The organism is Modestobacter sp. VKM Ac-2985 (assembly GCF_026967925.1).
Lineage (GTDB): Bacteria > Actinomycetota > Actinomycetes > Mycobacteriales > Geodermatophilaceae > Modestobacter.
Map to the genome: position 1 here is coordinate 493114 of NZ_JAPVBI010000002.1, position 11642 is coordinate 504755.

Sequence of the window (11642 nt, forward strand, 5' to 3'; positions counted from 1 at the left end):
CCCGGGAGAGCCACTCCGAGTGGGAGATCCGGGGGCTGGTGGCTGCGGGGCGATGGCGGCGGTCGCCGTGGCGGGGCGTGCTGGTGGACGGCGACCTGCCCGACTCCCCGGCGCTGCACCTCCGGGCTGCGGCGCTGGCGGTCGGACCCGACCTGGTCGCCTGCCACAGCACCGCGGCCGCACTGTGGGGGTTCGACGTCCTCGGTCCGGCGACGCTGCACTTCCTCGGCCCGCCGGACCTGGCGAACCGCAGCCGGCCGGGCATCCGGGTCCACCCCTCCCGCCTCGGCACGGACGACGCGGTGCTCCTGGACGGCGTCTGGGTGACCCCGGCGGCGCGCACGGCCTGCGACGTCGTCCGGCTGACCGCGCCGGTCCACGGGCTGGCGACCCTCGACGCAGCGCTGCGCGCCGGGGCCTGCACCCGCGAGGAGCTGGCCCCCGCCGGCGCAGTGCAGGCCGGACTCCGCGGGGTGGCGCGACTGCGTGACCTCGTGCCGCTGGCCGACCCCCGGGCCGAGTCGCCGATGGAGTCCCGGATGCGGTGGCGGTTCATCGACGCTGGGCTGCCCGCCCCGGAGCTGCAGATCGAGGTGCCGGTCGACGGGATGCGCCGCCTCGGTGGACACCGGGTGGCGGCAGTGGCGGGTGGGCGCCGAGTACGACGGCCTCATCGCCCACGGCAGCCGGGAGCAGCTCCGCTCCGACCGCCGCCGCGCCAACCAGCTCACCGGGACCCGGTGGACCCTGCTGCACGTCACCGACCACGACGTCTACCGCCGTCCCGCCGAGATGGTGATCACCGTGACGCGGGCCTTCGGGCTGCACCACCGGTGACGATCATGGGGCCAGCGGGGCGACACTCCGATCGCCGACGGTGTGTCGCCCCGCCAGCTCCATGATCGTTCCCGCCCGGGGCGGGAGGTGGGGGGTTGGGAGGGGTGGGGAGCTAGCGGAGGCGGCGGATCGGGACCACCATCGGGGTGCCGGTCACCGGGTCGGGGACCACCCGGGCCTCCAGCTCGAAGACGTCGGCCAGCAGCTGCTCGGTGAGCACCTCCTGCGGGGTGCCCGAGGCGACCAGGACGCCGTCCTTCATCGCGACCAGCCGCTCGGCGTACCGGGCGGCCAGGTTCAGGTCGTGCAGCACGACGACGACCGTCCGGCCCTTCTCCCCGTGCAGCCGGCTCACCAGCTCCAGCACGTCGACCTGGTGGGCGAGGTCGAGGTAGGTCGTCGGCTCGTCGAGCAGCAGCAGGTCGGTGCCCTGGGCCAGCGCCATGGAGATCCAGGCCCGCTGTCGTTGCCCGCCCGACAGCGCGTCGACCGGGGAGTCGGCGAGCTCGGCCATGTCGGTCCAGCTCAGCGCCTCGGTGACCACGGCCTCGTCGTCGGAGGACCACTGCCGCAGCCAGCTCTGGTGCGGGTGCCGCCCCCGGGCGACCAGGTCGGCGACGGTGAGCCCCTCCGGCGCCAACGGCGTCTGCGGCAGCAGGCCCAGCACCTTGGCGACCTCGCGGGTCGGCGTGGCGGTGATCGCCCGGCCGTCGAGCAGCACGGTGCCCGAGGTGGGGCGCAGCAGCCTCCCCAGCGCCTTCAGCAGCGTGGACTTGCCGCAGCCGTTGGGGCCGATGATCGCGGTGAACGACCCGTCGAGGAGCTGGAGGTCCAGGTCGTCGACGACCACGTTGTCGCCGTAGGCGAGCCGGACGCCCTCGGCGGCCAGCCGGACGGCCGGGGGCTGGCCGAGGCCGGCGGGGGAGTGGGTGCGGGAGTCGGTCACGGTCACAGGGTCGATCGCCGCCTTCCGCGGACGAGGAGCCAGAGCAGGTACGGGGCGCCGACGATCGCGGTGATCACGCCGACGGGGAAGGACTCGGGCAGCACGGTGCGGGCGACCAGGTCGCTGCTGACCAGCAACAGTGCGCCCAGCAGGGCGGAGGTGATCAGCGGCGGGCGTGAGCCGGCGGTCAGCCGGACGGCGATCTGCGGGACGACGAGGGCGACGAACTGGATCGGCCCGGCCGCCGAGACGGCGAAGGCGGCCAGGCAGACCGCGACCACCACGACGACGCCCTGGGCCAGCGGGACGCGCACGCCGAGCGCCCGCGCCGTCTCGTCCCCGTACTGCAGGACGCCGAGCACCCGGCTGAGCGCGAGGGCTGCCGGGAGGAGCACCAGGAGCGCCAGGGCCAGGGGCAGCGCCTGGTCCCAGCCACGGCCGTTCAGCGACCCGGTGATCCACACGTTGGCGGCGGCGGCGTCCCAGATGGCGCTGCGGGTGAGCAGGTAGTTGACGATCGCGTGGGCCATCGCGGACAGCGCGATGCCGATGAGGACCAGCCGGTAGCCGTCGACCCCCTGCCGCCAGGCCAGCCCGAAGACCAGGAAGGCCACCACCATGCCGCCGAGCAGGGCCGCGGCGGGGACGCCGATCCCGCCCAGCACGCCGGCGGCGGTGGTGCCGGTGCCGCCCAGCACGATCACGCTCACCGCGCCGATCGCGGCCCCGCCGGTGACGCCCAGGATGTCCGGGCTGGCGAGCGGGTTGCGGGCGAAGGTCTGGATGAGCGCGCCGGACAGGCCGAGGGCCACCCCGACGAGCACGGCCACCGCGATCCGGGGCGCGCGCAGCTCCAGCACGATCAGCCGCTGGGTCTCGTCGCCCAGCCCGACCAGGGTGCCGAGCACGTCGGGCACGCCGATCGGGTAGTCGCCGCGACCGAGACTGGCCGCGGCGGCCAGCACCAGGACCAGGAGGACCGCGATCGGCACCAGCACGTCGCGCACCCGGTAGGTGGTGGAGACGCGGCCGATCCGCAGCGCCCGGCGGGGCCGGGACGGGGGCGCGGTGGCCCGGGCGGGCGCCGTGGTGCTCACAGCTGCACCAGCCGGCGGCGGCGGATCAGCGCGATGAAGAAGGGGGCACCGACGACGGCCAGCACGATCCCGACCTGCAGCTCACCCGGCCGGGCCAGGACCCGGCCCAGCACGTCGGCCAGCAGCAGGAACACCACGCCGAGCAGCGCGGAGTACGGGACCAGCCAGCGGTGGTCGGGGCCGGTGATCGCCCGGGCGACGTGCGGCACCACCAGCCCGACGAAGGCGATCGGCCCGCAGGCGGCGGTGGCGGCCCCGGTGAGCAGCGTGATCGCGCCCAGCCCGACCACGCGGGCCAGCCAGATCCGCTGGCCCAGGCCCCGGGCGACGTCCTCCCCGAGGCCCAGCAGGTTCAGCGCCGGCGCGTTCACCATGGCGAGCAGCAGGCCCACCACGATGAAGGGGGCGATCTGGGTGAGGACCTCGGCGTCCCGCCCGGCCAGCGCACCCACCACCCAGAACCGGTAGGCGTCCAGCGCGGTCGTCTCGCGGATCGTGACCGCCTGCACCAGGGCGTAGAGCAGGTAGCTGATGGCCGCCCCCGCGAGCGCCAGGCTCACCGGGCTGGGCGCTCCGCGGCCCGCCGAGGCGATCAGGAAGACCGCCACGCTGCCCAGCATCGCGCCGGCGAAGGCGAACCAGACGTACCCGCCGGCCGTGGTGATGCCGAGCAGCCAGATCGAGAGGACGACGGCGAACGACGCACCCGCGGTGACGCCGAGGAGGCCGGGATCGCCCAGCGGGTTGCGGGTGTGGCCCTGCATCAGCGCCCCGGAGACGGCGAGTGCGGAGCCGGCCAGGACGCCCAGCAGGGTCCGGGGCACCCGCAGTTCGCGGATGATGACCGTCTCGTCCCCAGGGGTGCTCGGGTCGAGCAGGGCCTGCCACACGGTGCCGAGGCCGATCGGCCTCGTCCCGACGGCGATGCTGAGCACGCACACCGCCACGACGACGGCCAGCAGCAGCCACAGCCCCAGCACCCGCGGGGCCATGCCCTGGAGCAGTCCTCGGCGCGGTGGCTGCGGGGTCGCCTCCGGAGCGGGCCGGGTGGCCGTGCGTTGCGCCACGAGCGGCTCCTGGGGACGGGGTCGGGCCGGGTCCCCGGCCGGCAGGTGAGGCTCACCTTACCCAGCTGTCCCGCTCCGACCCCCGTCCCGGGGCAGAAATGGCCATTTCTGCCCGAGGGTGCGGGGCGAGCTCCCGGTGCGGCGGCGGCGTCGCTCGCGGCCAGCTCGTCGCGGGCGGACGGGCGGGAGCACTGCGTACCGTCCCTGAGTACCGCAACCCGGTCGGGACGGCGCCGTCTCGACTCCCCTGGAGGTGCACCGTGCCCGTCCGTCGCCTGGTCCCCACGCAGGAGGCCGCCGACCTGCTCGACCTCACCCGGCAGCTGGCCCGGGACGAGCTCGCGCCCCGGGCCGCCGCGGCGGAGGCGGCCGAGGAGTTCCCGTGTGACGTCTTCCGCACCCTGGGCCGGGCCGGGCTGCTGGGGCTGCCGTACGCCGAGGAGCTGGGCGGCGGCGGGCAGCCCTACGAGGTGTACCTGCAGGTGCTCGAGGAGATCGCCGCTGCGTGGGCCAGCGTCGCTGTCGGGGTGAGCGTGCACGGGCTGTCCTGCTTCGGGCTCGCCACCCGGGGCACGCCCGCGCAACAGCAGTGGCTGCCGGAGATGCTCGGCGGTGAGCAGCTGGGCGCCTACTGCCTCTCCGAGCCGCACGCCGGCTCCGACCCGGCGGCGATGCGCACCCGGGCCGTGCGGGACGGCGACTCGTACGTCCTCACCGGGGAGAAGGCCTGGACCACCCACGGCGGGCACGCGGACTTCTACAAGGTCATGGCCCGCACCTCCGACGACGGCGCCCGCGGCATCTCCTGCTTCCTCGTGCCCGCCGACAGCGCGGGGCTGTCCGCCGACACCGCCGAGCGCAAGATGGGGCTGACCGGCTCGACCACCGCGACCATGCGGTTCGACGGCGTGCGGATCGACGCCGACCGGCGGCTGGGCGAGGAGGGCGAGGGGCTGTCGATCGCCCTCGCCGGGCTGGACGCCGGGCGGCTCGGGATCGCCGCCGTCGCCACCGGCCTGGCCCAGGGCGCGCTGGACGACGCGGTCGCCTACGCAAGTGAGCGGGAGACCTTCGGCAAGCCGATCATCGAGCACCAGGGGCTGGGCTTCCTGCTCGCCGACATGGCCGCGGCCGTCGAGACCGCCCGGGCGACCTACCTGTCCGCGGCCCGGCTGCGCGACGCCGGCCAGCCCTACGGCCAGCAGGCCTCGATCGCCAAGCTGGTGGCCACCGACAACGCGATGAAGGTGACCACCGACGCCGTCCAGGTGCTCGGCGGGTACGGCTACACCCGAGACTTCCCCGTCGAGCGGTACATGCGCGAGGCGAAGGTCATGCAGATCTTCGAGGGCACCAACCAGATCCAGCGCCTGGTGATCAGCCGCGCCCTGGCCCGCGGCGGCACCCCCACCACCACCGTCGTCCCCCAGGGGCCTCGCCTCGTCGAGTGACAGTCCAGCGGGCATCGGCCCGCCGGGAAGCCGGCTCAGCTGCCACTCGCCGTCGAGCGGGGCCCTTGAGGGACCACCGAAATGGCCATTTCGGTGGTCGGGGGGCGGGCCTAGGCTGCGCGGCATGTGTCGGAACATCCACGTCCTGCACAACCTGGAGCCGGCCACCACCTCCGATGAGGTGCGCGCGGCGGCGCTGCAGTACGTGCGCAAGGTGAGCGGGTCGACCAAGCCGTCGCAGGCGAACCAGGCGGCGTTCGACCGGGCGGTCGAGGAGATCGCGCACGCCACCGAGCACCTGCTCGCCGACCTGGTCACCACCGCGCCGCCCAAGGACCGCGAGGTGCTGGCGGCCCAGGCCCGCGCCCGCGCCGCCGTCCGCTACGCCGGCTGAGACGCACGACTGCTCCCGCTGACGCACGACGGCCCCGGCCGACCCGGGTGGGTCGGCCGGGGCCGTCGTGGACGCCTGGCCTACGCGGGCTGCAGCGAACCGAGCACGGCCAGGACGTCGGCCGGGCTCTGCGCCGTCTCCAGCCGGGCGACCTGCGCCGGGTCGACGAAGACCTCCGCGATCCGGCCGAGCAGCTTCAGGTGGTCGTCGCCCGCGCCGGCGATGCCGATGACGAAGGAGACCTCCTTGCCGTTCCAGTCGATGCCGTCGGCGTAGCGGACGAAGGAGATCGCGGTCCGCCGGATGGCGGGCTTGGCCTCGTTCGTGCCGTGCGGCAGCGCCAGCCGGTTGCCCATGTAGGTCGACACCGAGGTCTCCCGCTCGTGCATGGCCTGCACGTAGGAGGCGTCGACGGCGTCGGCAGCGACCAGCAGCTGGCCGGCCTCGGTGATCGCCTCGTCGCGGGTGGTGGCCGAGCCGCCCAGGACGATGCTCTCCGCGGCCAGCACGTCGGTGCCGTCGTCGCCGTCGTCGGTCAGCCGGGAGAGGCCGCCGGCCGCGGCGGGGGCGGTGGCCTCGCGGCCGGGGACGGCGGCGCCGTCGGGCGCTGCGGCCGCGGTGGCCTCCTCGGCCGAGGGCGCGGCGTTGGTCCGCTTCAGCATCTCGACGATCTCGTCGTAGCGCGGACTGGACATGAAGTCCGACACCGACACGTGCACCGCCGACCCGGTCTTCTTCTCGGCCCGGTCCGTCAGGTCCTCGTGGGTGACGACGAGGTCGTAGTCGTCGGTCAGGTTGGAGATGGCCTTGTTGACCACGGTCACGTCGTCGAAGCCGGCGCCGTGCACCTTCTTGCGGAGCACCGAGGCGCCCATGGCGGAGGAGCCCATGCCCGCGTCGCAGGCGAACACGATGGAGCGGATCGGGCCCTCGCTGCGGCCGGTGCGGGCACCGCTCAGGGCCGAGGAGACCGAGGACTTCTTGCCCTTGTTCGCCTCCATCGCCGCGGTGGCCGCGGTCAGGTCGCCGTCGTCGTCCTTGTCCAGCTTCAGCAGGAAGGCGGCGACCACGAACGTGACACCGGCCGCGATCACCACCGAGGCGGTGACGCCGAGCAGGCTGCTGGGCGGGGAGGCCGCCCAGACCGCGATGATCGAGCCGGGGGACGCCGGCGAGCGCAGGCCCGAGCCGAAGAGCACGTTCGTGGCCACGCCGGCCATGCCGCCGAGGATGACCGCGACGATCAGCTTCGGCTTGGCCAGCACGTAGGGGAAGTAGATCTCGTGGATGCCGCCGACGAACTGGATGAGGATCGCGCCGGGTGCCGAGGCCTTGGCCACGCCGCGGCCGAACAGGGCGAAGGCGAGCAGCAGGCCCAGGCCCGGGCCGGGGTTGGCCTCGAGCAGGAACAGGATGGACTGGCCGGCCTGGGCCGCCTCGGTGGTGCCCAGCGGGGTGAGGATGCCCTGGTTGATCGCGTTGTTCAGGAACAGGATCTTGGCCGGCTCGATGAAGATCGAGGTCAGCGGCAGCAGGCCGTTCTCGACCAGGACGTCGACGAGGTTGGAGGCCAGGTCGCTGAAGGCCTGCACGAACGGGCCGGCGACCACGAAGCCGACGACGGCCAGGAACCCGCCCCAGATGCCGGCGGAGAAGTTGTTGATCAGCATCTCGAAGCCGGGGCGGATCTTGTGCGCCCACAGCGCGTCGAGCTTCTTCATCGACCAGCCGGCGAGCGGGCCCATCACCATGGCGCCCAGGAACATCGGCACCGTGGAGCCGGTGATGGCGCCGATGGTGGCGATGGCGCCGACGACGCCGCCGCGCAGGTTGTCGTCGTACATCATCCGGCCGCCGGTGTAGCCGATCAGCAGCGGCAGGAGGTACGTGATCATCGGGCCGACGATCCCGGTGCCCTCGGCCCCGGATCCCCAGGCGCCGAGGTCCTCGACGAAGCCGTAGCCGCCCTCGTAGCCGAGCGCGTCGCCGATCAGGGTGATCCAGCCGGTCTCGATGAACAGGGCGGTGATCAGGCCCCAGGCGATGAACGCGCCGATGTTGGGCAGCACCATGTTCGACAGGAAGGTGCCGAACCGCTGGACGTGCAGCCGCATCCCTCCCGAACGCGCTTCGGGCTGGGTGGTCGTGGCCATGAAGGACCCTCCTGAGCTGGATCTGCAACCGCGATCGACAGGGGTCGTTCGGGCGTCGGACTGAGCGGTCGATCGTGTGACGGCTATCACCCGAATCTGTGTATGTCTGTATATAGGGCCTTGTGACGTGGGTCAAGCGCGGACAAACCCACATGAACGCAGAGAGACCCACTCATCCGGGTGTGACGCTTCCGTCCTACAGTGATCGGCGACACCCGGTCAGTGGCCAGCCCCGCGGCGCCGGACGGCGTCACCGTCGACACAGCACTCGGAGGACGACATGAAGGCCCTGCGGTTCTACGCCCCTGAGGACGTGCGGCTCGAGGACGTCCCGGAGCCCGAGTGCGGTCCGGACGAGATCAAGATCAAGGTCAAGAACACCTCGACCTGCGGCACCGACGTCAAGATCTTCCACAACGGCCACCAGAACCTCTCCCCGCCGCGCACCATCGGGCACGAGGTCGCCGGTGAGGTCGTCGAGGTCGGCGCGAACGTCAACGCGACCTACGGCAGCAGCTGGGCCCCGGGCGACCGCGCGCAGGTGATCGCCGCGGTGCCGTGCGGGCACTGCCACGAGTGCCGCAAGGGCTGGATGGCGGTGTGCCAGAACCAGACCTCGGTGGGCTACCAGTACGACGGCGGGTTCGCCGAGTACATGATCGTCCCGCAGCAGGTGCTGAAGGTCGACGGGCTGAACCGGATCCCGGACAACGTCGGCTACGACGAGGCCTCGGCCGCCGAGCCGTTCGCCTGCGCGATCAACGCCCAGGAGCTGCTCGGCATCGAGGAGGGCGACACCCTCGTCGTGTTCGGCGCCGGGCCGATCGGCTGCATGCACATCCGCATCGCCCGCGGCGTGCACAAGGTCGGGAAGGTCATCCTGGTCGACGTCAACGCCGACCGGCTGGAGATGTCGGCGAAGGCCGTCCAGCCCGACGAGGTCATCAACGGCGCCGAGGTCGACGTCGTCACCCGGGTCATGGAGCTCACCGAGGGCCGCGGCGCCGACGTCATCATCACGGCGACGGCGGCGAACGTCACCCAGGAGCAGGCGATCGCCATGGCGGCCCGCAACGGCCGGATCTCCTTCTTCGGCGGCCTGCCCAAGACCAACCCCACGATCACCTGCGACTCCAACGTCGTGCACTACCGGCAGCTGCACATCCACGGCGCCAACGGGTCCGCGCCCGAGCACAACAAGCGGGCGCTGGAGTACATCTCCACCGGTCAGGTGCCGGTCAAGGACCTGATCACCGAGCACCTGCCGCTGGACCGCGTCCTCGACGCCTTCTCCATCGTGCAGAAGGGCGAGGCGATCAAGGTCACCGTCGAGCCGTGACCTGGCGGCGCAGCCCCCGCCGGGGGCTGCGCTACACCAGGAAGCGGTAGGCGGTCGTGCCCGGGGCGAGGAGCTGGATCTTCAGCGGGCCCGCCTCGATCCGGGCCAGCAGCGGTGCCAGGCCGTCGACGCTGCCCAGCTCGATGCCGGTCAGCGCCGCCCCGGTCTCCCGGTTGTCCCGCTTGACGTACTCGAACAGCACGATGTCGTCGTCCGGGCCGAGCACCTCGTCCAGGAACCGGCGCAGCGCCCCGGGCTCCTGGGGGAACTCGACCAGGAAGTAGTGCTTGAGGCCCTGGTGCACCAGGGAGCGCTCGACGACCTCGGCGTACCGGCTGACGTCGTTGTTGCCGCCCGACAGCAGGGTGACGACGGTCTGGCCGGGCTCGACGAGGACCGAGCCGCCGGTGAGCGCGGCGCTGGCCAGGGCGCCGGCGGGCTCGGCGATCACCCCGTCGACCTGGTAGAGGTCGAGCATCTCGGTGCAGACCTGCCCCTCGGGCACGGTCACCAGCTCTGCGCCCGAGTCGCGGACCAGTGGGAAGGTCACGTCGCCGGCCCGGCGCACCGACGCGCCGTCGACGAAGGTGTCGATCTCGGCCAGCTCCACCGGTCGGCCCGCAGCCAGCGCCGCGGCCATGTTCGCCGCACCCGCCGGCTCCACCCCCACCAGCCGGACGCCGGGGACCTGCTCGCGCAGCCAGGTGCCGCAGCCGGCCAGCAGCCCGCCGCCACCGACCGGCAGGACGACGACGTCCGGCGGGGTGTCCAGCTGGCTGAGCAGCTCCATCGCCACGGTGGCCTGACCGGCGACCGTCGACCGTGCGTCGAAGGCGGGCACCAGCGTGGCCCCGGTCATCGTGGCGTGCTCGGCAGCTGCGGCGGCCGCGTCGTCGTAGGTGTCGCCGTGGACGACGAGCTCGACCATGTCCCCGCCGAGCGCGGCGATCCGCTGCCGCTTCTGCCGCGGCGTCGTCCCGGGGACGAACACCCGGCCCCGGACGCCGAGCACCCGGCAGGCGTAGGCGACGCCCTGGCCGTGGTTGCCGGCGCTGGCGGTCACCGCGCCGGCGGCCCGCCCGGCGGCGTCCAGCTGGCTGATCGTGTTGTAGGCGCCGCGCACCTTGTACGACCGGCCGACCTGCAGGTCCTCGCGCTTGACCCAGACGGCGGCGCCGGTCAGCTCCGACAGCCGGGCGTTGCGCTGCAGCGGCGTCCGTTCGGCGACGCCGGCCAGCCGGGCGGCGGCGGCGGTGACCTCGGCGGAGAAGGAGGTGCGGAGTGCGGTCACCGCCCCATCCTCCCCGACCCAGCGGGCCCACCCACTCAGGCACAGGAGGCTCTTCACCCACTCCTGGGCGTCAGACCGGGTGGAAAGCCTCCTGTGCCTGACTCAGATGCCGCGGAAGCGGCCTCGGGTCGACTCCTTCTCCGGCACCGGCTCGAACACGTTGCCGGTCGTCGGCCCCACCTGGTCGCGGGCCATGCCGAAGACCTTGAGCAGCGGGCCGACCAGCGCGTCGAACACCGGCGGGAAGAGCCGGAACCCGGCGATGATCACCGGGTTGGCGATCCCGGACTGCTGGAGCCGGCGCGGCTTCGACACCTGTGCCAGCACCGCCCGGGCGACCCGCTCGGGGGTGTAGACCGGCGGTGGCGGGTGCCCGGTGTTGCCCAGCACGGTGGCGGCCTGGCCGTAGATCGGCGTCGTCGTCCCGCCTGGGGCGACAGCGGAGACGTGCACGTCGGGCAGCTCGCGCAGCTCCTGCTGCAGGGTGCGGATCAGCCCGAGCTGGCCCCACTTGGCGGCCACGTAGGCGCCCATCGTCGGTGCGGTGATCGAGGCGAGCAGCGAGCTGACGACGACGACGTGCCCGCGCCGCTGGGCCCGCAGCACCGGCAGGGCGGCCTGGAAGACGTGGAAGGTGCCCTGGACGGCGGTGTCGACGACCCGCTGGAAGACGGCGGCGTCGAGGTCCTCGACCCGGCCGTAGGCCATCACGGTGGCGGAGTGGACGACGACGTCCAGCCGGCCGAAGATGCCGGTCGCGCGGTCGACGGCGGACTGCACGGCCGCGGCGTCCAGGACGTCGGCCGGCACGCACTCGACCGCCGCGGCACCGGCGGCCCGGCAGTCGGCGGCGGCGTCGGCGAGCGCGGTGGCGCTGCGGGACACCAGCACGAGGGCGGCGCCGCGCCGGGCGAACCCGATGGCGCTGGCCCGGCCGATGCCGCTGGACGCGCCGGTGACGAGCACGACCTCCTTCAGCGCGCGGGCGGAGGAGACGTCGTCAGCCGTGGTCTGGGCGGTCACCTCCCGGCTCTACCCGGGGCAGCGTCCGGCACGCACGTTGTGCG

At 73.4% G+C, this 11642-nt stretch carries 10 protein-coding genes; 4 read left to right on the forward strand and 6 right to left on the reverse strand.

Translation table 11 applies throughout. The annotated features are described in order from the left end of the window. Positions 1-621: 621 nt before the first annotated feature. A complete protein-coding gene (locus O2V61_RS11560) occupies positions 622-837 on the forward strand; it encodes a hypothetical protein (protein ID WP_269183457.1) in 216 nt (71 codons plus the stop codon). 112 nt (positions 838-949) lie between these two features. Here O2V61_RS11560 and O2V61_RS11565 read toward each other — a convergent pair whose 3' ends face one another. From O2V61_RS11565 to O2V61_RS11575, 3 genes are read right to left on the reverse strand one after another with little or no spacing between them, the layout of a single operon-like run. Then, positions 950-1783, reverse strand: a complete 834-nt coding sequence (locus O2V61_RS11565) for an ABC transporter ATP-binding protein (protein ID WP_269183458.1) — start codon at positions 1781-1783, stop codon at positions 950-952. Between the two features lie 2 nt (positions 1784-1785). Continuing rightward, entirely contained in the window at positions 1786-2880 is a 1095-nt protein-coding gene (locus O2V61_RS11570; protein ID WP_269183459.1) for a FecCD family ABC transporter permease, read from the reverse strand. Further along, entirely contained in the window at positions 2877-3947 is a 1071-nt protein-coding gene (locus O2V61_RS11575; protein ID WP_269183460.1) for a FecCD family ABC transporter permease, read from the reverse strand. The genes O2V61_RS11570 and O2V61_RS11575 overlap by 4 nt, the downstream gene beginning before the upstream one ends. A gap of 260 nt (positions 3948-4207) precedes the next feature. Here O2V61_RS11575 and O2V61_RS11580 point away from each other — a divergent pair, with 260 nt between their 5' ends. Continuing rightward, positions 4208-5398, forward strand: a complete 1191-nt coding sequence (locus O2V61_RS11580) for an acyl-CoA dehydrogenase family protein (protein ID WP_269183461.1) — start codon at positions 4208-4210, stop codon at positions 5396-5398. A 124-nt stretch (positions 5399-5522) separates the two neighbouring features. Next, positions 5523-5792 (forward strand): DUF2277 domain-containing protein, encoded by a 270-nt coding sequence (locus O2V61_RS11585; RefSeq protein WP_269183462.1) that lies wholly within the window; start codon positions 5523-5525, stop codon positions 5790-5792. 80 nt (positions 5793-5872) lie between these two features. Here O2V61_RS11585 and O2V61_RS11590 read toward each other — a convergent pair whose 3' ends face one another. After that, complete coding sequence (locus tag O2V61_RS11590) at positions 5873-7945, reverse strand: PTS mannitol transporter subunit IICBA (RefSeq protein ID WP_269183463.1); 2073 nt, start codon at positions 7943-7945, stop codon at positions 5873-5875. A 280-nt stretch (positions 7946-8225) separates the two neighbouring features. On the opposite strand from O2V61_RS11590, the gene O2V61_RS11595 reads away from it, so the two are divergent. Next, a complete protein-coding gene (locus O2V61_RS11595) occupies positions 8226-9284 on the forward strand; it encodes a zinc-dependent dehydrogenase (protein WP_269183464.1) in 1059 nt (352 codons plus the stop codon). A gap of 31 nt (positions 9285-9315) precedes the next feature. Here O2V61_RS11595 and ilvA read toward each other — a convergent pair whose 3' ends face one another. Both ilvA and O2V61_RS11605 read right to left on the reverse strand, forming a co-directional pair. Further along, the gene (ilvA, locus tag O2V61_RS11600) at positions 9316-10575 is read right to left on the reverse strand and encodes a threonine ammonia-lyase IlvA (protein ID WP_269183465.1); all 1260 of its coding nucleotides are present in this window, start codon (positions 10573-10575) and stop codon (positions 9316-9318) included. Between the two features lie 102 nt (positions 10576-10677). Beyond that, a complete protein-coding gene (locus tag O2V61_RS11605; RefSeq protein ID WP_269183466.1) occupies positions 10678-11598 on the reverse strand; it encodes an SDR family NAD(P)-dependent oxidoreductase in 921 nt (306 codons plus the stop codon). Between the last annotated feature and the right edge of the window lie 44 nt (positions 11599-11642).